This is a genomic window from Paenibacillus solani (genome assembly GCF_001277345.1).
Classification (GTDB): domain Bacteria; phylum Bacillota; class Bacilli; order Paenibacillales; family Paenibacillaceae; genus Paenibacillus_AQ; species Paenibacillus_AQ solani.
The window spans coordinates 145,058-170,021 of record NZ_LIUT01000006.1; the positions used below are offsets into that span (position 1 = coordinate 145,058).

The window sequence follows — 24,964 nt, forward strand, 5'->3', positions numbered from 1 at the left end:
CTGCCTCCGGTAGAGTTCCGGAAGCAGTTTATAGCCTAGGGTCTTTTTTCAATGTCTATTAAATGGGGTCTTGACCAATCAATCGGGGGGTTATTTTTTTGGAATCGATAGTAATTTATTTACATATATTCCATTGGATTATTGCAAATGAAACCTTTTAGCGATTTATAGGGTATTATAGGTTAAATGTAAACTTTTCGAGGGGGAACTCATGATGGGAGTCTTATCGAGGTTTAAAGATGTGATGAAGGTGAACATAAACGCATTACTGGAACGGACGGAAGATCCGGAGAAGGCCATCGACACTTATATGCGGAGCTTGAACAGCGACCTGGGTACAGTGAAGGCAGAGACAGCCTCTGTGCAAGCGGATGAACGAAGATCAAAGCGGGCGCTGGATGAGTGCCAAGCCGAGATTAAGAAACTGCAGCGATACGCCGAGAAATCGGTGGAAGCAGGAGACGAGGATGCCGCTCGGAAGTTTCTGGAGAAAAAAGCGGTGCAGGCCGAAAAGCTCACCGATCTCCAGACTGAATATGAAGCAGCTGCCGCCAACGCTGATAAGATGAAGCAAATGCAGGATAAGCTGGAGTCGGATATGAACAAGTTAGAAGCGCGATACACCGAGATTAAAGGGAAAATGGCCGCCGCCAAAACCCAGCAGGAATTAAACTCAGGCGGCTCCTCCATAAGTGGAGCCAATGCGGCTTTTAACACATTGGAGGAGAAGGCGAGCCGCGCGTTGTATGAAGCCGAGGCATTGGCTGAACTACGTGCAGGAGCGAAGGAAGACGATCTGGATGATCTGATGGCGGAGTTGGAGAAAAACATGGAGAAGAACGGAGCTGCTCAGCCCAAGGCCACCCGTGCGGAGGATGAATTAGCCGCCATAAAAGAAAAGCTGAAGCAGAAGGAGTAAATAGAGCAGTCCATTCATTGTTAGTGAGGTGATTGAATGCCGGTTATTGAATATAAATGTCCAAACTGCGGCAGCAGCATGGTTTTTGACGGGGATACAGGGAAACTGACTTGCCCAAGCTGCGGCAGAACCGATAATATCGAGGAAATTCCAGACCCGCTGAAGCAGCAGGTATTTATAGAAGACGAAGTGAAGGAGTATCATTGCACCAGCTGCGGGGCCGTTCTCGTGACTGAGCCGGAGACGAGCGCTACAACTTGCAGCTTCTGTGGATCTGCTGTTGTACTGAGCGATCGGTTAAGCGGAGAACTAGCTCCGGCGATGGTTATCCCTTTTTCGATTACGAAGGAAGAAGCCATACAGGCTTTCAAGAAATGGTGCAGAAACGGTCTTCTGACACCAAGCGACTTCATGACAGCAGACCGGATCAAGGGAATTACCGGGATGTATGTGCCCTTCTGGCTCTATGATCTACATAATCGGGTGGAGGTTCATGGTCATGGCACCAAGGTAAGTACCTATACTCGGGGCGATTATGAATATACGGAGACGCAGCACTTTGATATCTACCGCAAGATTCGTTTAAATTATGTGAAGGTACCGATCGATGCTTCGGAGAAGATGAATGACGAAGTGATGGATAAACTGGAGCCGTTCCCCTACCAGCAGCTGAAGGATTTTAAAACACCGTATCTAGCCGGTTATATTGCGGAGAAATACAGTTACAATGACGAGCAGCTATACCCACGGGCCAAGGATAAGATTCAATCTTTCATCGATTCCTATATCTCCTCGGCGGTGTCAGGGTATACGACTGTAAATTTCACGCACAAACAGATCGATACGACCTTAAAACAAGCGGATTATGTTTTGCTCCCGGTCTGGATGGTCCACTATGATTACAATAAAATGGAGCATACCTTTGCGATGAATGGTCAGACAGGGAAGGTAGTCGGCAAGCCGCCGATCAGCAAAGCGAAGGTAGCTGCATGGTTTGCAGGCATTTCGGGCGTCTCCTTGCTATCATTGAAGCTGATCTCCTGGACGATGGGGGGAGGATTCCTGTGAGAAGACGTTATGCATTATGGATGGTATTATTCTTACTAACTGTATGCTGGATGATGCCCACCGGGATCGTAAATGCTGATGGCGACAAGCAGCTGATTTTTGATGATGCCAATTTGCTCAGTTCGGAAGAACGCAATGAATTGAATGCCATGGCCAATAAGTATGGTGCCGAGCGCGAAACGGATTTTATGATCCTGACGGTTGATCGTGTCGAGAATGTCAGCGTTAAGCAGTGGACGGAAGATTTCTACGACGAGTATGCGCCCGGGTATGATAAGCCACACGGCAATACCGCTATTCTGACTATTGTAATGGACTCTAATGACGTACATTTGGAAGGTTATTATAAAGCAGAGAAGTATCTTGATCCCGGCAGACTGGATAAAATACGCAGCAAGATAACCCCAGCTTTGTCGAGAGGCGATTATAAACAGGCTTTTGAAAAATACATCAAAACCGCTCATCGCTATATGGGCTTTGAGCCGGACAGGAACCCCGATAATATTCTGTTTAATATTTGGTTTCAATTGGGAACTGCCGCAGCCATCGGTGCTGTTGCCATAGGGATTATGGCTTACCGTTCCGGCGGCCGGGTGACGGTGAATAGTCGGACCTATGCGGATGACAGCACCTCGGGAATACTGGATCAGCAGGACCGTTACATTCGCACAACGGTAACCAAGCGGAAGATTGAGCGCAATACGGGCAGCGGCTCGGGCGGCGGCAGCGGTGGCGGAGTCACTAGAGGTGGTCATTCGCACAGCAGCAGCAGCGGTAAATTCTAACTGAAAGGATGATGGAATAGATGGGATTTTTCAAGAATCAATTCTCCAATGTAGTGGAATGGGAAGAATTCAGAGATGATATGATTTTTTGGAAGTGGAGCAACCGGGAGATTAAAAAAGGCAGTAAATTAATCATCCGCTCCGGGCAAGATGCAATCTTTGTGAACAACGGCAAGATCGAAGGGATCTTTGAGAAGGAAGGAGTTTATAATATCGATTCGGATATTATTCCGTTCCTGTCTACGCTTAAGGGCTTCAAGTTCGGCTTTAACAGCGGCATGCGCGTGGAGGTTTTGTTCGTCAACACCAAGGAATTCACCGTGCGCTGGGGCACGCAGAGTCCGATTTTGATTCCAACACCGCAGCTTCCGGGTGGCATGCCGATTCGCGCCAACGGTACGTTCAATTTTAAAGTAACCGATTATATGACGCTGATTGACAAGATTGCCGGGATGAAGGAGAGCTATCTGGTTGAGGACGTGAAGATTCGGATTACTTCGGTCCTCGATCAGCTGCTCATGAAGTGGATTAGCCGCGAAGGCAAGGATATGTTCAATCTGCAGGCGAATGCCTCCGATATTGCGAAGGGTATTCAGGAAGATCTGGATATGCAGGTGATGGACAACGGGATGACGATTACCGGCTTCCAGGTCATGAGCTTTAATTACCCGCAAGAGATCCAGGACATGATCACGAAGACAGCTTCTCATGAAATGATTGGCAATCTGCAGAAGTACCAGCAGGTGAGCATGACGGACGGCATCGCTTCCGGCAAGGTGAAGGGCGGCGGAGCGGCTTCGGATATGGCCGGCATGATGATGGGAATGAACATGGCCAATGAAATGATGAAGAATATGAACCAGAACCAAGGCCAGAATCAGAACAATCAGAATCCAAACCCTAATCCAGAGGCTGGACAGCAGACTTCAACACCAGCGCCTTCATCCTCTTCCGAAGGAAGCAAGAAGCCTAATTTCTGTCCGAATTGCGGCGCGAAGAATGAAGGGGCGAACTTCTGTCCGAATTGCGGTTATAAGCTGAGCTGAGAGGCATGTACTTATAGATGTTAATCTAGCAGCAAAATATGCATGCGATCTTCTGTAATATATTGATGGCTATTTCAGATCACTGTAGATGTGAGATGAGAAAATCCTCAACAATCCAGCAACCTTTGCTTCTCAAAGTGAAGGTTGCTGTTCTTTTATAGCCAGCAGTATATCTCTTAACTGGCAGGGCAGCACACTTTAAAACCCATCTTTTTAAATTTAATCTTTTTAAACCTCATGCAATCAAAGCCTCGCATCTATTACCCACTCTCAACCATCTCATTCATCGAATTTTCCTTCAAACAAGTCTCGGTTCTAATATGCTATGATTCTAATAATCATTAATGTAAACGCATTCTTATTCATGGTATAATTCACCTGATCATTAATGATCGTATGAAACTATAATCTGGCTATTGTAAACCGGCTTGGAGGTGTTACAAGAATGAGAAGGTATAATATTTGGCGTCCGATTCTATTGGTAGCGGTGGCCCTGCTTACGAATAATTTGGTTACGACCCTGGCTACCTTGTTTGGCATGTCACCTGATGCGGCAAGCAGCTTGGGGTATATCGCGATGGTTATTGCCGCACTGATTGCGTTTAATCGCATGAGGAAACCTAACCGCAAGTGAATAATCATTCATCGTGCGGATGATAACGCATGCATAACGTGTTGCGGGGATAGTATTTTTTATGATGTGAAGAGGATACGAGGTCTTCCTGTAAGAGAGGGGTCCTGTCTTACACGGTTCACCGCGGCGAAGATGCAGTTTGACAGAATCATCCAAATTTTTGTTGAAAAGGGCCTACTTTATTAATATATTGTAGATATAGCGCGAATCTAGTATTCGGGCATATATACCTAGGAGGGTTATCCTTAATGAAAAAAGGGGTCTTATCTTTAATCAGTCTGGCATTATCTGTCACAATGCTGGCGGGCTGTGGTTCTAAACCAGCTTCAGAACCAAGTGGTGGTGCAGGCGGAGAAACACCTAAAGCGAACTTTATGGTTGGGATGGTTACAGACGCAGGCACGATCGATGACAAGTCGTTTAACCAAGGGACTTATGAAGGAATCAAAAAGGCCAATGAGGATTTCAAAATGAAATATAAATACTTGAAGCCAGCCGGTCAGACAGAGGCAGATTATTCAAAAGAAATCACAAACCTGTACGATGCCGGATACAAGTTCATCGTAACACCTGGCTTTAAGTTTGAAACAGCGGTGTTTAAGGCACAAGACAAATATACAGATGCTAAGTTCGTAATTATCGATGGAACACCTAACTCTGGCGAGCCAGATGCACCTCCGGTTGTTAAGGAGAATACGGTCTCGATTTACTTCGCTGAGCAGGAGTCCGGCTTCCTGGCAGGCGTTGCTACAGCACTTCATGTGAAGGATGGGCAAGCGGGCTTCATCGGTGGTCTGGAGATTCCTCCTGTACAGAAATTTAACTGGGGATTTCAGCAGGGCGTAGCTTATGCTAATGAAAATCTTGGCACGAAGCTGGTCATCAACAAAGAAAACGTTGTATATCAGGGATCTTTCGACGACGTTGCAGCAGGCAGCCAACTGGCAGCTCAAATGTATGACCGCGGCGTAAATGTTATTTTTGCGGCAGCAGGCGGTGTTGGCGTTGGTGCGATTAACGAAGCGAAAACTCGTGTACAGAACGGATCTGATGTATGGGTGGTCGGCGTAGACGTTGACCAATACCAGGATGGTGTTTACGAAGGCGATAAATCTGTAATTCTGACTTCGGCGGTTAAGAAAATTGACCATGCAGCTTACGATATGATCAAGGCAGAGATGGAAGGTAAATTCCCGGGCGGACAGACGCTCACGCTAGATGCGACCAACGATGGTATCGGACTTCCTGAGAACAACCCGAATCTGAGCGATGATGTTCTTAAGCAAGTGGACGAAGTGTTCAACAAGATCAAAGGCGGCGAAATTAAAGTATCAGCAGAGCAAGGCGATTTGATTAAGTAATAGCAGCTGGCGCTCGAAAGAGTGTTTGCAATAACGTGGTCATACCTGGCTTTGACAAACAGCGATACCTATAAGAAAAAGACGGATTTTCTCCGTCTTTTTTTTAAGGTGAGGATGCATTCCGCTAAAAAGCTGAAGGTACAGAACGGTATCATAGGCGCAAGCGATTGCACTTGTATTGCTTTATACGAATGAATATGGGTTTCGATTTATGTAATAAGGGTAGATATTCAACAAAAAAGAAGGAGAGGACCCTAAACCATGGACTATGTTGTCGAGATGGTGGGCATCCGCAAGGAATTTCCGGGGATTGTGGCCAATGACGATATTACGATAAGGCTGAAAAAAGGTGAGATTCACGCGCTGCTCGGCGAGAACGGGGCAGGCAAGTCCACCTTGATGAGTATCCTGTTCGGCATGTACCAGCCTGACCGTGGTGTGATCAAGGTTCACGGCAAGGAAGTACGCATCACGAATCCGAATGTAGCGAATAAGCTCGGCATCGGAATGGTACACCAGCACTTTAAATTGGTGGAACCGTTTACTGTGACCGAGAATATTATTCTCGGCAGTGAGACACGCAAATTTTACTTCGGTCTGGATGTGAAATCGGCTGCCAAGCGAGTCGAGGAGCTGTCCAAACAATACGGCCTCAATGTGGATCCCTATGCCAAAATCGAAGATATTTCGGTAGGCATGCAGCAGCGGGTAGAAATTCTCAAAATGCTGTACCGCGATGCGGAAGTGCTTATATTTGACGAGCCGACCGCCGTGCTGACGCCGCAGGAAATTGAAGATCTGCAGGGCATTATGAGGAATCTGGTTAACGAAGGCAAATCCATCATTCTGATCACCCATAAATTGAAAGAAATTAAAGCGGTTGCGAATCGCTGCACCGTAATCCGCCGCGGAAAGACGATCGGTACCGTAGAGGTAGCTGACACGAGCCGTGAGGCTATGGCCGAAATGATGGTAGGCCGGAGCGTCTCCTTTAAGGTAGACAAACAGGAGGGCCGTCCGGGTAATGCTGTGCTTGAGATCCAGTCGCTTACGGTCAAAAACAGTAAAAAAGTCGATGCGGTCAAATCGTTCAGTCTGAATCTGCATGCCGGTGAAATTGTGGGCATTGCGGGCGTGGATGGAAATGGACAGTCCGAATTAGTGGAAGCCATTACGGGTCTTCTTCCTATAGAGAGTGGAACCGTGAGCCTGAACGGCAAGGCGCTGAACGGCCTGTCTGTGCGGCAGCGGAATGAGAGCGGCATCAGTCATATTCCTGAAGATCGTCAAAAAAGAGGATTGGTTCTGGATTACACCATCGAAGAAAATTTGATTCTTGAGGTGTATAACCGCCCTCCTTACTCCAAGAATGGACTGCTGAAGCCTGAGGCGATCCGCAAGCATGCGGAGCATATCATTCAGAGCTTTGATGTACGGTCTGGAACGGGCGGCCGGTCAATCGTGCGTTCCATGTCAGGCGGAAATCAGCAGAAGGCGATTATTGGCCGCGAGGTCGAACGCGATCCGGATCTGCTTATTGCTGTCCAGCCAACCCGAGGCCTTGATGTCGGCTCGATTGAATATATTCACCGCAGACTGATTGAACAGCGCGATAAGGGAAAAGCCGTACTGCTGATTTCCCTGGAGCTTGATGAAGTACTGAACCTGTCGGACCGCATCGCCGTCATTAATAACGGTGAGCTGGTAGGAATCGTTAACACCTCCGAAACGAACGAAAGAGAACTTGGCTTGATGATGGCCGGGTATCAGAAAGAGGAGGCGCCACATGAATAACAGCGTAAAATCATTGGTTGCTGTCCTATTCGGACTTATTGCGGGGGCGCTGCTTATGGCTCTGACCGGTCATGATCCGGTAGAAGGGTATAAGTATCTCATCCAGGGCGGACTCAAGAACCCGGAGCGGATTGGAAATACGCTGGCCACGGCTACGCCGCTGATTCTTACCGGTTTGTCGGTGGCTTTTGCCTTCCGTACTGGCCTGTTTAATATCGGAGCTGCGGGTCAGATGCTGTTTGGTGGCTTTTGTGCAACAGCTGTCGGCTTGTCGCTAGAATTGCCACGCGCACTGCTTCTGTTGGTCATGGTACTGGCCGGATTTATCGGCGGCGCACTCTGGGCCGTTGTTCCAGGTTTCTTGAAAGCCAAGTACAACGTGCATGAGGTCGTGTCCACGATCATGATGAACTGGACGGCTTACTGGACTGTGTATTATGTCATACCAGCTTACTTTAAAGGGACCAGTCTGGAAACCGAGTCGCGCCAGCTGCCAGCAGATGCGATGCTGCACCAGCAATGGCTCAGCGATATGTTCCAGGGATCTTATATCAATTTTGGATTTTTTATTGCGGTCATCGCTGTTCTGGTTGTAGCGTTCCTCATTAACAAAACAACGCTCGGATACGAGCTGAAAGCGGTCGGGTTCAACCGGCATGCTTCCGAATATGCGGGCATTGCCGTCAAACGAAGCATTGTGCTGTCGATGTTCATCTCGGGTGGACTCGCAGGCCTCGCGGGAGTTGCGCAGTATGCAGGTAATGCCTCCAGCTTGCAGATCGGTGTTATGCCGAGCCAGGGCTTTGACGGAATTGCTGTTGCATTGCTTGGCATCAATGCTCCTGTCGGCGTATTCGTATCGGCCTTGTTCTTCGGGATTCTCTATTCAGGCAGAGGATTTATGAATGCCATGACGGAGATTCCGCCGGAAATTGCCGATTCGATTATCGCGATCATTATCTATTTCGCGGCAACCAGCATCTTGATTGAACGTCTCTACCACAAATTGAAGCTGCGCCGCGCGGCAAATAAAAAGCAGGGGGAGTAAGGACATATGTGGACAACGATTGAACAGATTTTTCCGTATGCCATCGCCTATACGATCCCGCTTTTGATTACCGCGTTAGGTGCGTTATTTAGTGAACGAAGCGGGGTCGTGAATATCGGCCTTGACGGCTTGATGATTGTCGGTTCTTTCATCGGGGCTTTTGTTATCTTCACGATGCGGGCGCAATATCCCGACCAATCGTGGGTATTATGGGTAGGTCTGCTGGCTGCAGCTGTGGCGAGTGCGTTATTCTCGTTACTTCATGCTTTTGCGAGCATTAACCTCAGTGCAAACCAGATTATAAGCGGTACGGCGATTAATATGATCGCAGGAGCGCTGACGATTTTCCTTGCCCGCAATATTACGGGTAGTGGCAAAATCAGCATCAACGGATTTAGACCGTTTAATATTCCGTGGCTGTCGGACATTCCGGTCATTGGGGATTTATTCTTCACCAAAACATATATCACCACATGGCTTGTATTGGTATTGCTCTTGGCTAGTGGTTTTATATTGTACCGTACTCCGTTTGGCTTGCGTCTTCGGTCCTGCGGTGAGCATCCCCATGCGGCGGAAGCAGCCGGTATCAAAGTTCAATCCATGCGGTATGTCGGCGTCATGATCTCGGGTGCTTTTTCCGGGCTTGGGGGAGCGATTATCCTGTTGACATACTCCGGAGAATTTACAGGGAATGTGGCAGGTCTTGGTTTCCTCGCGCTGGCCTCCTTGATCTTCGGGCAATGGAAGCCGCTCGGTATTCTGCTGGCTACTCTATTCTTCGGGTTTGCCACGACCGTGGCTAATGTGTCGCAGGTCATCCCATCGCTGGCGGTTATCCCGCCCGTCGTTCTAAAGATCTTCCCTTATATTGTCACGCTGATCGCACTCGTGATTTTCTCCAAATCCTCGAATGCGCCGAAAGCCGTAGGGGAGCCGTTCGATTCAGGCAAACGATAAATCGCCAATTCTTGCAGTACCCATAGAACCTCTGATATGTTTATCCAGCTTTAGGATAGGCGTATTGGAGGTTTTTTTGATTAACGTACGTTGACTTCTTCTAATGGCGGTGCTAGGGATGATCCCTAGCACCGCCATTTTTTTGCCAACCGTCTGTCTAGCGGAGAGGAGGAAACGATTCCGGGCAAGCGGCAGCGATGGGAGGAACGATTCGTATACGGAGCGTCTCCTAACAGAAAGAGGGGGTACACCAGATCTGAGAGCTTTTGGGACATCTTCTTCTGCATGTCGAAAAAAATCCGTAAACAAAATGTGACCGATCCACGTCCATAACTGTGTTAAAGGTAAAAGGAGGTCACAACCGATGCAGATCGATTCGCTCCGGCCGGGCGGAGATATTACGGAAACCTATGAATTATATGGCGATATGCTTTTTAAAATAGCGATGGTGTACCTTGGGAATAAACAGGATGTCGAAGAAGCCATTCAGGAGACGTTCATGAAGCTGATATATAAAGCGCCTGAATTCAGCGATCAGGAGCATAAGAAGGCTTGGCTTATTCGGGTGATTACGAACCACTGCAAGAACATGCAAGGGAGCCTGTGGCGCAAGCGGGTAACCAAGATGGAGCATATGAACGATTATTTTGTCGAGCCTTCTGAACAGACGCTGATGGAACACGTCATGCGTTTGCCGTTCAAGTATAAATCCGTCATCCATTTATTTTATTACGAGGATTATTCCGTTAAGGAAATCGCCGGGATTTTGCAGATTAACGAGTCTGCGGTCAAGATGCGTCTTCAGCGCGGCAGGAAGCTGCTGCGTATGGACTTGGAAGGAGAGGACGATTGATGAATCGGAAGGACTATAAATCATTGATAGATCGAATAGAACCTGACAAAGGATTGGAGGAGCGGATCATGAGAGGAATGAAACAACATCAGCGTCAGACAACGAGAAGGAATCGATGGGGGATGGTTGGCGTGAGTATGGCGGTGATGCTAGGGCTAGCCCTGGTCATTTCAATCATATTGGATCGTGAAGAGATTCCCGTTGCCACCTATAATCCGCAAATGCAAGGGATTGAGGAAAATACGCCGCCGACAGCCAAGGTCGATCATGATCCGGTAACCATTCCGAAGATCGAGCTTCCGGATGATAGCAACGTCAAAGCCGACATGATCGGGTTGGTCGTATACAAAGGCAATATCTACACCCAAACCGGTACGCAAATCACGCCGGAAACCGCCAAGCAGCTGCGGGGCGACAAGCTCGGACGGTCGAAATCGGGAATTACGGAATGGAGCTCCTCCGATGATTACACGGAGCTAGCTTCGACGATTGGCGAAATGGATATTTTCTCGGTCAAAGGGTATGATACCGATTTTAGAATCATGTCCTATATGGAACATGAGGGTGAGGTCTATGCCGAATTGTATGAGCATTTGAACGGGATTACGGTTACCAAGGGCGAGGATATCATCGGCAAGCTGAATCTGATGGGGAACATGACTTCGGTCAAATGGCAGGATTTCGACAGCTGGAATATGGGCGAGAACAAGCTGCGCGAGCTTGCTGACGATGCGGCGGTGCAATCCTTCGTTGAGGCGTTAAATGAGGCGAAGCCGGTTGCAGAGGATGTTTTGCTTGATCAAGGGATCTACGAGACCGGATCGGGCGAGCAGAAGTTTCTCTATATCCAGCTGCAGGAAGGGACGGAAGTCCAGTTAAGATTGTTTAAAGGCGGTCAATATGTGCGATATGCCAATGCACCGGTGTTCTTCCAATTGGAAGCGGACGCGTTCACCACTCTGTGGGATCTGATGGTGGAGTAGGTCGTCCTCTTTATAGCAACGAAAAAAGATAATGCAAAAAAAACAAGAGGCCATTCCTAATCGGATGGCCTCTATTATTAATGCAGGATCTGTACATCGTGCGCACTGCTCCGTGCCTACGATGCGTGGTTCGGGGCATGCTTGGATGGCTGGTCGGACAGCTCGTGGCGTTTCTTTTTACGTTTATCGTATGGCGATTCCCTGTTATTCGCTTACCATCGATGATGAGCGGTTTGCTGTCACGAATGCACTAGGCGTCATGCCGAAATACCGGGTAAAGGCGCGGGAGAATGTAAATAAATCCGAATAACCCAGGGATAAAGCAGCCTGCGTGATACTGGTCCCTTCAGTGGATAACAGGCGGGTCGCCTTCTCCATAATTAACTGCTGCATGTAGCGGGACGGAGAGATGCCATATCGGCGGGTAAACGCACGGGTGAAGTGGCTGCGATGCACGCCAGCCCAGGAAGCAAGCTCCTCCACAGACAGGTTCTCCGTGCAATGAAGCTTCATATACGCTAGGACGGATTCGAGCCAGTCGGAAGCAGACGAAACAGCGGAGAGGTGCTGGTCTCGGTTCGGATCGATGCTGTGAATCAACTGGAATCCCAGTGACATCAGCTGAAGGCTGGAGTCCAACTGTGGCTGCCGGAGCAATCTCTGAATGTCCTTAATGACAGCCAGGGTATCTTCTCCGAAGGCATGCTGCCGATAGGGAAGCTCCGGACATAAATCGACATGCTGCAATATGGAAGGCACTTGCTCCCCCATAAACGCAGTCCAGGTAATCGTGGTAGACGGCTGGTCGCCGTCCTTAACATAGGTATAGACCGAGCCGGGAAAGAGGCAGAACAGATCGCCTTCCGAGAGAGTGGTGCTGCTGCCGTCCCATCCAAATCGCACCTTGCCGCTGGCAACGAAATGTATACTATAAAATTCGACGGACCGGGGGCCTACTTTTTCGGTGAAGAAGGGGTGTATACCCGATTTGAATATCCATAATCCCAGTTGAGTTTCAAAACGAGCCGGATTGTTAAAGTACTCTTCTCTGGATGGCTTTTGATGCACTGTTATACTTCCTCCTCCCAGCTGTACCTGTCATTTTTCTTGCTATGGATACTATGCAACATATTGTTTAATAATTGCAAGAATTGAGCATTCCGTATTCGTCTGTCTAAGGGTTACGATGATGATGGAACAAGTCGAGCAGGGAGAGGTGAAAAAAGATATGAAGCAACCAAATTTTATCGTGATTTATTGTGATGACCTAGGCTATGGAGATCTTGGTTGTTACGGATCGGACACCGTGAAAACCCCGCATCTGGACGAATTGGCTGAGAAAGGTATTCGTTTTACGAATTGGTATTCCAATTCTCCGGTTTGCTCTCCTTCGCGTGCCTCATTATTAACTGGCAAGTATCCGTCCCGAGCGGGAGTCGGTGAGATTCTGGGAGCGAAACGCGGTTCGCATGGACTGCCTGCTGACGAGGTGACTTTGGCGAAGGCGCTCAAGCCTGCCGGGTACAGAACGGCATTGTATGGAAAATGGCATCTGGGCATATCTGAGGAGACCAGTCCGAATGCACACGGCTTCGACGAGTTTTTCGGGTTTAAGGCAGGCTGCGTCGATTTCTACTCGCATATTTTTTATTGGGGACAAGGTCATGGTGTCAATCCGCTGCATGATCTGTGGGAAAATGAAACGGAGGTTTGGGAGAACGGGCGGTATATGACCGAGCTGATTACGGAACGATCGGTTGATTTCATTAAACGATCCCGGGAGCAGGACGCTCCTTTCTTCTTATTTGCATCGTATAACGCGCCGCACTACCCGATGCATGCACCGAAGGAATATATGGACCGGTTTGCGCATTTGCCTTGGGATCGGCAGGTCATGGCGGCCATGATTGCGGCGGTGGATGACGGCGTCGGTGAGATCGTGAAGGCACTGAAGGATGCCGGCTGTTACGAGGATACGGTCATTTTCTTCTCCAGCGATAACGGACCATCTTCCGAGAGCCGAAACTGGCTGGACGGGACGGAGGACATTTATTACGGCGGGAGCGCGGGAATCTTCCGTGGGCATAAAGCAAGTCTGTTTGAAGGCGGAATCCGTGAACCTGCCATACTGAGCTGGCCGAACGGATTTGATGGCGGACAAGTACGCGATGAGGTAGCGGCCATGATGGACATTGTACCGACCTTTCTCGATCTGGCGGGTGTCGATCCCGTGGCGGGAGGTCCGCTTCAAGGCATAGCGATTGATGGAAGCAGCTTGAAGGAGATGCTCATAAGGGGCGAGCCGTCGCCGCATAAGCAATTGTTCTGGGAGTATCACGGCCAATTGGCTGTCCGGGAAGGAAATTGGAAGCTGGTGCTGAACGGAAAACTCGACTTTGACCGGGTAGTTCCCGATGAAGTACATCTATCCGATCTGTCGAAGGATCCGGGAGAACGAACCAACCTGGCGGAACATTACCCTGAGATCGTGGAGCGGCTTAGCCGGGGTGTGCAGGATTGGTATGAAAAAGTGCAACGTCACGGGTCCTGAGTGTGGACCAGAGCTTATTAGTTAGGCTTATTGGTCATATTAAGAAAAGCCCCGATACCGGGGCTTTTTCGTTATGATTGGTGAATGACATAAACTGAAATATGCGACTATCCTTATCCTTAAAACGGATTCAGTACATGATAGAATGCGTTAGGAGAAGCCATGCGGTAATAATGACTGCACCAGCCAACGCCTTTGTGATTGTCACGGTTTGTCGTGCTGAATACCAACCGCTCTTGCTCAAGCTCATCAATTCGGTCGATGCGTCCCTCTGTATACGCCAGGATACGGAATGAAGCGGTATCCAGGCGGGTGATGACACCGCCATAACGAATATCGATGACCTCCCAGCCGAACGGCTTGAACATGCGATGCCACTGTGTACGGTGAGCGATGCGCAGTTCCTGAACCGCTGAAGAGATCGCCGGCAATACATTTTTGGCCATCTGTTTCAGGGTATCTGTATCTTGACGGTCATAGGCTTGCTTCAGCGCAATTCCAATCTCGCTCTTCCGTTTGAGGACTGTGCACAGCTTCTCTGGCATTTCAAACAGATAATCCAGCTCCGCGCTCGAATCGCGCTTCTCACGTATGCTTTGCTCCAGCTCGGCATAGTGGTTGGAGAGGTCCAATCCTTCAATCTGCTTGTCGAACAGCCCAAGGAGTACATCCTGATAGAGCAGGAATTTTGAAGGGTTGCTCTGCTTGGCATTGTTGGGTTCTTGGCCGGGAATCTCGTCCAAATCCTTCAGCTGCAGGAATGTATCCATATCGATGCCCGTACAGAACTTCACGCGCTCCGCCAATTGAGCCTGGGAAGGCTTCTGTTCCGAGTAGGCATGCTCGGCATAGAGCTGCAGCCCAAGTAGAGCAGCGAACGGGTTCCCCTCGTTACCGTCATCACCCCACATCGTAGCATATACCTCGCGAATTCCTTCCTGCTTGCAGACTTGCAGAGCAACATCCGAAGCGTTCAGGGACAGGCCATAGTTTACTCCGAAGGTGTTGAAGATCCAGACGGCACCGGCAAACACAAGATTGCAGCCGAGCGGACGGTGATTGGAAATAAGCTTCTCATAGTCCTCGGGCTCCTGATGGCTGTAATCCCAATACACCATGTCCACGTCTTTCGGAATGCGGCGGGCCATCTCCTCTGGAATGGAAGTTTCTTTATCGTAATACGCCGCATCGCCGCCTCCGCCGGAGGCGAGCTTCAGGAACATATCGCTCCACATCATCGGCTTCAGGCCACGTTCCCGGACAACAGCCAGAACTCTGTCCAGATGGTCAATCATAATATCAAAACGGCTAACATAGCCGTTATAATCCAAATATTTACCCCGTCCAAGCTCTTCCGCCTCGTCCATTCCGATATGGATCTTGTTGCTGCGGAATGGGGCGCTTGCCGTCTCGATCATCCGTTCAATCAGAGAATCGGTCTGCTCGCTACCAACGAGAAGGGCGCCCTTCGTATCGCGGTAATGCCGGATAGGCTCCCATTTCAAGAACTCTTCTAAGTGCGCTAAGGTCTGAATGCTTGGAAAAGCCTCAATGCCGAATTGGTCGGCATAATCGTCAATTTCTTTCAGTTCTGCTTGTGTATAACGGCCCCGCATATAGCCAAAGTACGGCTCGCCTTCGATCTGATAGGTATCTTCCATATATAACATAACGCTGTTCATCCCCATCAGGGCCATCTTATTCAGCATGAGCTTGAAGCCATCCACGGTGAGTACGGCATTGCGGGACAGATCGAACATCGGTCCGATTTGGTCAAATTGCTGATTCTCTTGAAGGTGGAATGAGTCGCTCTTGCGGCTATGTTGAATAAGTAAGCCAAGTCCCCGGAAAAATTGATGCTTCCTTCCGTATCGTATATAGGCTTGAGATTGATCCCGGCCAATCTGAAGTTCGCCTTCGATCGACGATTCCACTTTAACAGGAAATCCATCTTCCCCAATTGTTACATTCAGTTCATCCAGCAGCAGTTGTATACCGGGCATTACATGTGTAACATCGCCCTCGAAACGAAGTTTCATTTAGAAGTCCCCCTGCATCCATGAATTAGAAAAACATTATATCATTATAATGTTTAATGTTAGGGTAATCGCCTGGGGAAATCAATAATAAGTTTGGATGAATCCCTCATTCGAGTTAGAAAATCTTTTTGATGAATAAGGCAAAATGTGGTTGACGACAAGATGCGGCGATACTACAATAAAAAGTGCAAACGTTTACACTGTAATCGCTTTCAAATTATCCACTCTATTTTATAATTCAAACCATTACTCTGCTATTGTCAGGTATTGTCACGAATTATCGGATGGAGACTCAATCCTATTTGTGCAAGCGTTTGCGCAAAAGGTGGTATCGAAATAGCATGAACAGCACGCAATTCAAAAACAGAAGGAGGCTATTTGTTAATGAGAATGATTGCAGCAAGCAAAAGAGCATGGTCTATCATCATGATTTTTTCTCTAGTTATGTCGATGCTCGGCATTCCGCCATCGGCGGTCCATGCCAATAGCGCGCCTAAACAGGTCACCTTGGTAGGCGACTTACAGCCTGCGCTGGGGCATAGCTTGGAGTGGGACCCGACAGCCGCTGTCACCACCATGAAAGATATGGGGAATGGTGCATACTCGCTTACGGGGCTACTACCAGCAGGAACGTATGAATACAAAATCGCCATAGATGGTGATTGGACGGAAAATTACGGATCGGCCAATTACACGAAACCTCAGGGTTCTAATCAGGGCGACAATATCGTGATTAAACTGGACCAGGATTCCGAGGTTACTTTCTATTACAACCACGGGACTCATCGAATCGCAGATTCTACATACTATACACCGCTCGCAGCGGATAAGCTTCCTAGAGTAATCGGCAGCTTTCAATCCGGTATCGGCGAAGCTGTGAACTGGTCCCCTGCGGATGCGCGGTTGATCATGCAGGATTCCGATTATGACAACATGTATACGGTCACGGCTGATGTGTATGGCGGTGATCATGAATATCAAATCGCTTTGGGGAGCGATGCGGCAAGCGAGGTATACCCGGCTAATCGGGAAGCGCTGACCTACCGCAAGACGTAAAGGTTACATTCAGCTACAATGCCGAGAATCATGGCGTAACAGCTCATTACAACGTACCAACAGATCCCGGAGCCCAAGTCCCCGCTAACCACCTGCGGGTTCACTATAACCGGACTGATGCGAATTACAGCAACATGGGGCTTTGGATCTTTGATGACGTTGCTGTTCCGTCTGCAAACTGGCCAACAGGCGCCACGCCATTTCCAAGTGGACAGCAGGACAGCTATGGCGCTTTTGTTGATATCCCGTTAAAGGATGCGGCCCAAAAAGTCGGCATTGTCGTCGTGGACCGCATTAGCGGTAACAAAGACGGCGGCGACAAGAAATTTGCACTATCTTCACCAGACATGAAGGAAGTATGGCTCAAGGAAGGGTCTGATACGGTATACAGCTTCGAGCCTGTTGACCTCCCGGCAGATACTGTGCGCATCCATTATCAGAGACAGGATCAAAATTATAATTCCTACGGCTTATGGTTATGGGGCGACGATGTCGCGGTGCCTTCGAAGAATTGGCCGTTAGACGCGACGATGTTCCCGCCAGGTCAAACTGATCGGTACGGGGCCTATGTCGATATCGCAATGAAGCCGAACGCGCAGAAGATCAACTTCCTTGTATTGGATCCGTCTAAGGGAGATGCCGGCAAAGACGGCGGTGACAAGGGCTTCACCCTGGTGGACCGATATCAGCATCTGTTTGTCAAAGAAGGAGACAATACCGTTTATACATCTCCATACGGTGAAGTATCTACGGGGTTAGTTTCGGCAGAAGTGCTGGCTCCGGGTAAAATCCAACTTGGATTTACGATGACCGATGGATTGGCAGCGGATACGCTGAAAAATGAGCTTCAGATCAAGGACAAGGCCAGTAATCCGGTAGCGATTCAAAACGTGAAGATCACCGGAAACACTACGATCGAAGTATCTGCCTCATTCCAGCTGGATCAGATTCCGCTGAGCGTAACCTACGCGGGAAAAACCGTATCGGCTTCAACTGGCTGGAGAATGTTGGATGAGATGTATGCTTACGATGGCGATGACCTTGGGGCGACATACCAAGCTGGAGGAGCGGAGCTTAAACTGTGGGCGCCGACAGCGACCGGTGTTACCGTGAACCTGTACAGCAAGGATAATGCAGAGAATTTAATCGGCAATGTCCCCCTGCAAAAAGGCGATAAAGGGGTTTGGTCGGTTCAATTGAAGCCTGGAGACCTCGGAATTCAGGACTTTAGAGGATATTTTTATCAATATGAAGTGACCAACGATGGCGTGACGAAGACTGTGCTTGATCCGTATGCCAAATCGATGGCGCAGTTCAGAGTGAACACCAAGGGTGAAGCAGGACCTGATGGTGATACCGTCGGCAAAGCAGCTATCGTTGACTTGAGTCAAACGAATCCTGCCGGCTTTGATTTTGCTAACATCCCAGGTTATGAGCAGCGGGAAGACGCTATCATCTGGGAGATTCACGTCCGAGATTTCACCTCGGATCCAACGATCGAAAGCGACCTGCATAACGCAACTTGGGGATCGTATGATGCTTTCAAAGAAAAGCTTGAATACATTAAATCCCTGGGCGTCACCCATGTCCAGCTGCTGCCTGTGATGGCTTGGTATTACGGGGACGAAGCGGCCATGAAGAATCGGGAGCTGGAATATTCGGCAAAAGATAATGAGTACAACTGGGGGTATGATCCGCACAGCTATTTCTCGCCTGACGGTGCTTACTCCGAGGATCCAACGGATCCGGAGCTTCGAATTAAAGAATTGAAGGCGATGATTGATGCCATTCATGAGGCAGGCATGGGCGTCGTTCTGGACGTGGTGTACACTCATATGGCTAAGGCAGAATTTTTGAATGATATCGTGCCTAATTATTATGCCTTCCAGGACGCCAACGGCAATTTCATCGGAGGCTTCGGCAACAATCTGGCAACCAACCACAAGATGGCCGAGAAGCTGATGGTGGATTCGGTAAAATATTGGTTCGACGAATACAAAATCGACGGCATGCGCTGGGACATGATGGGCGATGCCACGTATGAAGCCGTGCAGAACGCTTATGATGCAGCGGCGGCTATCAACCCGAAAGCCCTGTTTATCGGCGAAGGATGGGTCACATTCGGCGGCCATCTGTCAGATCCTTCTCTTGCAGGCAAGGGAGCGGACCAGAACTGGATGGATAAGACGGACGACGTCGGCGTCTTCTCGGATGAGTTCCGCAACGAGCTGAAATCCGGCTTTGGCAACGAAGGCGAGCCTCGATTCATTACGGGCGGCGCACGTGATATCCAGACGATTTTTAATAATATCAAGGCACAGCCAAGCAATACGAAGGAAGATGATCCGGGTGACATGGTTCAATACATTGAAGCCCATGACAATCTGCCGCTGTACGATATCATTGCGCAGTCCATCAAGAAGGATCCTTCGATTGCAGCGAATGACCTGGAGATTCATAAGCGCATTCGCCTGGGCAACCTGCTCACATTGACCTCGCAAGGAACCTCGTTCCTTCATGCAGGACAGGAGTACGGACGAACCAAGCAATGGCTCGGTCAAGGGGTACCTGAGCAGAAGTACCATGAGTTAGAGGATGAGAACGGACAGAGCTTCGGTTATTTCATTCATGATTCCTATGACTCTTCCGATGCCATCAACATGTTTGATTGGGAAAAGGCAACGAACGAGGTCAAGTACCCGGAGAATAACAAGACCCGGGAATATACAACCGGATTAATTGAGCTTAGAAAATCATCTGATGCTTTCCGCCTTGGCGATAAGTCCATGGTAAATTCCAACGTGACACTGCTTCAGATTCCTGAAGTGAAGTCGAAGGATCTGGTCATTGCGTTTAAAAATAAAGCTACCGATGGAACTGGCAACTATTATGTGTTCGTGAATGCGGATAGCCAGTCGAGAACGCTTACGCTTAACGAGGATCTGACTTCCGGCATAGTCTTGGTCGATAACGATGAAGCAGGCGTGGCTGGCGTTAAGACGAAGTCAGGGTTTACGTTAACGTCCGGCTCGATCACGCTGGAGCCTCTGACGGCTGTTGTCATTAAGACGGATGCTGCAGCATCTGTACTGCAAGCGATATCTGTGGATAAGGACAGCTATTCCTTACAGGCCGGTAAAACACATCAGACCACGCTGTACGCTCAATATGAAGACGGAAGCAAACGGAGCGTAACGCGGCAAGCAGCCTATACTTCCAGCAACCCGCAGGTTGCTGCAGTAACGACAGCAGGTTTGGTAAAGGGGATCTCTGAAGGAACCGCAGTCATTACTGCTTCTTATGGAGGGTACCAGAAAGAGATTATCGTCACGGTTACAGCGGACGCCGTCGACAACAAACGGTATGTGCAGATTAACTATATTCGTCGGGATCAGGATTACGAAGGCTGGAAAATGTGGGTTTGGAATACGGGGGCACAGAACGGCTGGATAAAATTTGATACGATCGAAAACGGTAAGGCTACCGCTATGATTGAAGTCTCTACGGAATCAACTGGTGTCGGTTTTGTACTTGCTAAAGGAGAGGACTGGAGCAATAACAAGCAGGATATCCCGGATGACCGCATGATTCCGCTTCAGCTTGGCGAAGCTTTCACGAAGGTCAACGTGACCAGCATGGTTCATAAGATGGACATCTTGCCGAGTATTACGGGGCCGACACTTGCGGACGGTAATATTACGTTCTTTTATCGAGACGATCAATTGTTTAGGGACGGACGGATGGATACCATCTCGGACGTGAAAGTGAAAATTAATGGGAAGCTGGAGACGATGGTTTATGTTCCTGACAAGGAATGGTTCAGTTATACGCTGAAGGGTGTTTCTCCGGGAACGTACGAATACACATTTATCGTCAATCATAACGGAACGACGAAGGAAGTCACTGATCCGAAAAATACGGTGAACGGGAAATCACAGGTGATCTATCGTGAACCAACCGTAACTGTGGAGGCGGAAGTGAATCCCGGCTCGATCTCTTACAACGAGAATGCGGTTCTGAAATTAAAGGCAGCCTCGTCAGAGCCCGTCGACTATAACGAAGCCTATATCGACCTGACAGAGCTGGGCGGTCCGGCTAAAGTGAAGGTCGATACCGAGCTGCTGGAGCAGAGCATTGCTGTTAAAGATACGGTCGCAGCGGGCAGCAAGCGTATTCCGGTTACGCTCGTCGACCAATACGGCAATAAGCATACAGGCGAAGCTGCAGTGACGGTGAAGTCAAGAACTGCAGGCGGCAAACTCGATTTCGATTGGGACGAGGCGCGCATTTATTTTGTGCTGACCGACCGTTTCATGGATGGGGATACTTCCAATAATGAGAATGTCGACAAGGATCACCCGGAAGCCTATCACGGCGGTGATTTCAGAGGGCTGATCGATAAGCTCGATTACATCGAAGATCTGGGCGTGAACACGCTGTGGATTACGCCGATTGTCGATAATATCGATTTTAATCAGGGTGCAGGATTTGGGGGCAAACAGTATGGGTACCATGGCTATTGGGCCAAAGACTTTACGAAGATTGACGAGCATTTAGGCGACTTGGACACGTTTAAAGAGCTTATCGACAAGGCCCATGACAGAGGCATCAAAATTATGGTGGACGTGGTCGTCAACCATACGGGTTATGGCCTGAAACCGGGGGACAACGCGCCTGGCATTACACAGCAGGATAAGGATCGCTTTAAAGACATGCTCCGTACGGACGACGGTCTTTCGGCAAATACGGATCCGATCAAGGGTGAGCTTGATGGCCTTCCTGATTTCATCACCGAGGATCCGGCTGTGCGCGAGCAGATCATCGATTGGCAGGCAGGCTGGCTGGAGCGAGCCAAAACCGACCGCGGAGACACGATTGACTACTTCCGGGTAGATACAGTGAAGCATGTCGATGAAACGACGTGGAAGGCGTTCAAGAATGCGCTGACCCAGCTTGACCCGAGCTTCAAGATGATCGGAGAATACTTCGGAGCTACAGTGGACAGCGATGGTGGAACGCTCCAAAGCGGACAGATGGACAGCTTGCTGGACTTTGGCTTCAAGGGAAAAGCCCAAGAGTTCGTGAACGGCAGCGTGGAATCGGTCGAGGCCTACCTGGCTGACCGTGAAGCCAAGCTGGATAACACCCGCATGATGGGACAATTCTTGAGCAGCCATGATGAGGATGGCTTCCTGTCTCACTTCGTGGACGGCGACAAGGCGAAATTGATGGCGGCTGCGGCGCTGCAGATTACATCCAAAGGCCAGCCGGTCATCTATTATGGCGAAGAACTCGGGCGCTCGGGCAAGAATGCCGGGGATATGAGCAAGGGTGAATTCAGTGAGAACCGTGGCGATATGCCATGGGATCAGATGGAAGCGGAGAAGCAGTTGCTCACGCATTACCAGAAGCTCTTGAACATTCGAGCGGCATATTCAAAAGTATATTCGAAGGGAACACGCACCTCCCTAGTGGCTTCAAATACCGATGGTTATATCGCATTTGATAAGGAGTATAAGGGAGAGCATATCGTGACCGCGATTCATGTGAAGAATGAATTGAAAGAAGTGAAATTGCCGGTGCCTTTCAAGGCGGGCAGTAAGGTGAAGGATCTTTACAGCGGCAGCATTTATAACGTAAATGCTGGTCAGACCGTAACCGTAGCCCTTCCGTCAATGTCAGATGGCGGAACCGTCATTCTGGCAGCTGTTCCAGGGAGCGGAGGGGACAACGGCACCAATCCTGATGCTGGAGGTGGTGTTGTAAACGAACCGGGTAGTGGAAACGGCAGCGGGGCAGCAGGTGGGAATTCGCCTGCCGATCCGGCAGTAAAATCGAATCCGGGTCAGCGTTTTGTCAACGAAGAGTCATTGCGCAGCGGACAAGAGAAAGTGACGATTCAGCTTGATGCTGCGGATATCGAAGTTCTCTTGCCACTGACGGCAGCGGACATCCTGGGAGCGAAGCCGCTGGAGCTGAAGCGGGATGGCATGAGCATTCAGCTTCCATCCGCACTGCTTAAAGCGCTGCGCCAGCTCGTACCGGATGATCAGGTTAAGGATGCGGTGATTTCGTTCAAACTGGAATTGGTTGCTTCGCAGACGGCTGCCTCCCTTGTAACCAAAGCAGCTGCCTTCGAGAAGGCAAAATTGAAGCAAGGCAGCAAGATGTATGATTATGACCTGTCCGTCCGGACGAAAGACGGCAAGGCATATAAGCTGGAACATTTTGCAGCACCTGTATTGCTCGGTTTTGCAGTCGATAGCAATATTAACGATAAGCTGGCCGGCATCTATTATATCTCGGATCAAGGCCAACTGAATTATGCGGGCAGCAGGTTGGTAAATGGTCTGTTGACAGCAGAAGTGAGCCATTTCAGCAAATATGCCGTGCTGGAATACGACAAATCGTTTGCCGATTTGACGGGCCATTGGGCAGAGCAGGCGGTCAAAGAGCTTGCCGCCAAACAGGTAGTGAATGGCATGAGCGATACGCTGTTCAGCCCGAGCCAGCAGCTGACACGGGCCCAGTTTGCGGCGATGCTCGTTCGGGCTCTGGGCCTTGAAGGTACGCAAGGTACGACCTTCACGGATGTGGACAGCAATGCATGGTATGCATCCGCCGTTGCGGCAGCTTATCAGCATGGACTGGTAAACGGCAGAGGAAAGGACACTTTCGCTCCGAATGCGGCAATCACCCGCGAGGAGCTGGCTGTGATGCTTTATCGTGCATACCAGAGCACGGGGGAAGCTTCTTCTTCAGCGAAGGCACCAGACCTGAAGGATCAGCAGTTAATTTCTTCATGGGCTGTCCAAGAGGTGAAGGAAGCCTTGTCCCTTGGTTTGATGAAAGGGCATGCCAATGGCAAGCTGGAGCCTCAGGGCAAGACAACTCGTGCAGAAAGCGCGCAAGCCGTGCTTAATCTGTTGGAACAGCTGCCATAAGCCAGGCCCCGTCTCAATTCGCGTATGGCAAATCCAGATATATGGTCAATGAAGTTTTCATACAAATTGGATCGTAATTTGATCATCATATTAATATGACTTCTATGTTTTTTAAGGAAAAGTGAGATTTAATCAATATGTATAAGGCAGCCGATCACAATCACCGGCTGCCTTATTGTTTTTTATTGAGTTATCGTTTTCCATTCAAGACCCACCGTCCACCTTTGCTTATCATCATCAAATAACCACTTAGCAAAATTCATAACCTACAAGTATTTCTCGGACTGAATATATTCCAACAACTCCGTAATAATGTGTGATAAAGCATCCTCTCTTGGTATACGGATCATCTTACTGATATTCTCGATATCCCCCTGGAATAACTCAATAATTCGTAGCATTGCCCCCGAGTCTTTTTGTCTAGCTGCTTGTAATAGCATCAAAAATTCGTGATCTGTGATAATTGTTGAAGCATTTTTTTCTTCCATTTATTCACCGCCTGCTGACTTATATGTAACTGTGCCGCTACCTCGGCTTCTGTTAATTCTTCGATGTAAAGTTTATAAATAATAATTCTCCCTTTTTCGGGCAGTTTTAAAAGAAGCTCCTGTACCAAAATTCGGTTGTCGATTCTACTGGGAGCATGCAGTTGTGCAGAGATATTATCGAATAATAAAAATTCATGTTGACGTATTCTTCTGTTTCGATATTGCAATCGCCATCCTATACGATAAACCTCTTTGCGATAACGCTCAATCATTAATGATTGGCTGTCCATAAATCTCCCTCCCTCTTAAGCGTCTACTATATAGGAGTTTTCAAGACATAATTCACAACCTAAACAGGAACATTTGTTCCTATTTATTTTACCATATTTAGTTGTGAAACTATAGCCGTCTCTTTCTTTTAAGGATGGAAAGTAAATA

General features: G+C 48.9%; 15 protein-coding genes and 1 pseudogene. 13 read left to right on the top strand and 3 right to left on the bottom strand.

The genetic code is table 11. The features are described from left to right. Positions 1-214 precede the first annotated feature (214 nt). The 11 genes from AM231_RS22010 to AM231_RS22060 all read left to right on the top strand — a co-directional run bounded on the left by AM231_RS22010 (position 215) and on the right by AM231_RS22060 (position 11,448). On the top strand, positions 215-919 hold the full coding sequence (locus AM231_RS22010) for a PspA/IM30 family protein (protein WP_207383680.1): 705 nt from the start codon (positions 215-217) through the stop codon (positions 917-919). Positions 920-955: 36 nt separating this feature from the next. After that, positions 956-1,987: a TFIIB-type zinc ribbon-containing protein gene (locus AM231_RS22015; protein ID WP_054404525.1), complete on the top strand. Its 1,032-nt coding sequence runs from the start codon at positions 956-958 to the stop codon at positions 1,985-1,987. Further along, complete coding sequence (locus AM231_RS22020) at positions 1,984-2,772, top strand: TPM domain-containing protein (protein WP_054404526.1); 789 nt, start codon at positions 1,984-1,986, stop codon at positions 2,770-2,772. Before AM231_RS22015 ends, AM231_RS22020 begins: the two co-directional genes overlap by 4 nt. A gap of 20 nt (positions 2,773-2,792) precedes the next feature. Beyond that, the gene (locus AM231_RS22025; protein ID WP_054404527.1) at positions 2,793-3,818 is read left to right on the top strand and encodes an SPFH domain-containing protein; all 1,026 of its coding nucleotides are present in this window, start codon (positions 2,793-2,795) and stop codon (positions 3,816-3,818) included. A gap of 445 nt (positions 3,819-4,263) precedes the next feature. After that, positions 4,264-4,452, top strand: a complete 189-nt coding sequence (locus AM231_RS22030) for a hypothetical protein (RefSeq protein ID WP_054404528.1) — start codon at positions 4,264-4,266, stop codon at positions 4,450-4,452. Positions 4,453-4,700: 248 nt separating this feature from the next. Beyond that, on the top strand, positions 4,701-5,813 hold the full coding sequence (locus AM231_RS22035; RefSeq protein ID WP_054404529.1) for a BMP family lipoprotein: 1,113 nt from the start codon (positions 4,701-4,703) through the stop codon (positions 5,811-5,813). Between the two features lie 261 nt (positions 5,814-6,074). Beyond that, entirely contained in the window at positions 6,075-7,607 is a 1,533-nt protein-coding gene (locus tag AM231_RS22040; RefSeq protein WP_054404530.1) for an ABC transporter ATP-binding protein, read from the top strand. Next, the gene (locus tag AM231_RS22045; protein ID WP_054404531.1) at positions 7,600-8,655 is read left to right on the top strand and encodes an ABC transporter permease; all 1,056 of its coding nucleotides are present in this window, start codon (positions 7,600-7,602) and stop codon (positions 8,653-8,655) included. Before AM231_RS22040 ends, AM231_RS22045 begins: the two co-directional genes overlap by 8 nt. A 6-nt stretch (positions 8,656-8,661) precedes the next feature. Continuing rightward, positions 8,662-9,612: an ABC transporter permease gene (locus tag AM231_RS22050; protein ID WP_054404532.1), complete on the top strand. Its 951-nt coding sequence runs from the start codon at positions 8,662-8,664 to the stop codon at positions 9,610-9,612. A 364-nt stretch (positions 9,613-9,976) separates the two neighbouring features. Then, positions 9,977-10,465 carry an RNA polymerase sigma factor gene (locus AM231_RS22055; protein WP_054404533.1) on the top strand — a complete coding sequence of 163 codons (489 nt, stop codon included), beginning with the start codon at positions 9,977-9,979 and terminating at the stop codon, positions 10,463-10,465. Continuing rightward, the gene (locus AM231_RS22060) at positions 10,465-11,448 is read left to right on the top strand and encodes a hypothetical protein (RefSeq protein WP_054404534.1); all 984 of its coding nucleotides are present in this window, start codon (positions 10,465-10,467) and stop codon (positions 11,446-11,448) included. Before AM231_RS22055 ends, AM231_RS22060 begins: the two co-directional genes overlap by 1 nt. A gap of 204 nt (positions 11,449-11,652) precedes the next feature. Here AM231_RS22060 and AM231_RS22065 read toward each other — a convergent pair whose 3' ends face one another. After that, positions 11,653-12,516: an AraC family transcriptional regulator gene (locus AM231_RS22065; protein WP_242615273.1), complete on the bottom strand. Its 864-nt coding sequence runs from the start codon at positions 12,514-12,516 to the stop codon at positions 11,653-11,655. Positions 12,517-12,676: 160 nt separating this feature from the next. On the opposite strand from AM231_RS22065, the gene AM231_RS22070 reads away from it, so the two are divergent. After that, positions 12,677-13,999 (top strand): sulfatase-like hydrolase/transferase, encoded by a 1,323-nt coding sequence (locus AM231_RS22070; protein ID WP_054404897.1) that lies wholly within the window; start codon positions 12,677-12,679, stop codon positions 13,997-13,999. 119 nt (positions 14,000-14,118) lie between these two features. On the opposite strand, the gene AM231_RS22075 is transcribed toward AM231_RS22070, so the two are convergent. Next, positions 14,119-16,038, bottom strand: a complete 1,920-nt coding sequence (locus tag AM231_RS22075; RefSeq protein ID WP_054404536.1) for a beta-N-acetylhexosaminidase — start codon at positions 16,036-16,038, stop codon at positions 14,119-14,121. 384 nt (positions 16,039-16,422) lie between these two features. Between AM231_RS22075 and AM231_RS22080 the strand changes: the two are divergent. After that, a pseudogene (locus AM231_RS22080) lies at positions 16,423-24,038 on the top strand (pullulanase). A 439-nt stretch (positions 24,039-24,477) separates the two neighbouring features. On the opposite strand, the gene AM231_RS22085 reads toward AM231_RS22080, so the two are convergent. After that, on the bottom strand, positions 24,478-24,816 hold the full coding sequence (locus tag AM231_RS22085; RefSeq protein ID WP_054404537.1) for a sigma factor-like helix-turn-helix DNA-binding protein: 339 nt from the start codon (positions 24,814-24,816) through the stop codon (positions 24,478-24,480). Positions 24,817-24,964 lie beyond the last annotated feature (148 nt).

Bases quoted from the DNA above. Each gene is read 5' to 3' on its own strand.
- AM231_RS22030 (WP_054404528.1), top strand. From the start codon at position 4,264: ATGAGAAGGTATAATATTTGGCGTCCGATTCTATTGGTAGCGGTGGCC.
- AM231_RS22085 (WP_054404537.1), bottom strand. From the start codon at position 24,816: ATGGACAGCCAATCATTAATGATTGAGCGTTATCGCAAAGAGGTTTAT.
- AM231_RS22050 (WP_054404532.1), top strand. From the start codon at position 8,662: ATGTGGACAACGATTGAACAGATTTTTCCGTATGCCATCGCCTATACG.
- AM231_RS22040 (WP_054404530.1), top strand. From the start codon at position 6,075: ATGGACTATGTTGTCGAGATGGTGGGCATCCGCAAGGAATTTCCGGGG.
- AM231_RS22025 (WP_054404527.1), top strand. From the start codon at position 2,793: ATGGGATTTTTCAAGAATCAATTCTCCAATGTAGTGGAATGGGAAGAA.
- AM231_RS22035 (WP_054404529.1), top strand. From the start codon at position 4,701: ATGAAAAAAGGGGTCTTATCTTTAATCAGTCTGGCATTATCTGTCACA.
- AM231_RS22010 (WP_207383680.1), top strand. From the start codon at position 215: ATGGGAGTCTTATCGAGGTTTAAAGATGTGATGAAGGTGAACATAAAC.
- AM231_RS22070 (WP_054404897.1), top strand. From the start codon at position 12,677: ATGAAGCAACCAAATTTTATCGTGATTTATTGTGATGACCTAGGCTAT.
- AM231_RS22055 (WP_054404533.1), top strand. From the start codon at position 9,977: ATGCAGATCGATTCGCTCCGGCCGGGCGGAGATATTACGGAAACCTAT.
- AM231_RS22060 (WP_054404534.1), top strand. From the start codon at position 10,465: ATGAATCGGAAGGACTATAAATCATTGATAGATCGAATAGAACCTGAC.
- AM231_RS22045 (WP_054404531.1), top strand. From the start codon at position 7,600: ATGAATAACAGCGTAAAATCATTGGTTGCTGTCCTATTCGGACTTATT.
- AM231_RS22075 (WP_054404536.1), bottom strand. From the start codon at position 16,038: ATGAAACTTCGTTTCGAGGGCGATGTTACACATGTAATGCCCGGTATA.
- AM231_RS22015 (WP_054404525.1), top strand. From the start codon at position 956: ATGCCGGTTATTGAATATAAATGTCCAAACTGCGGCAGCAGCATGGTT.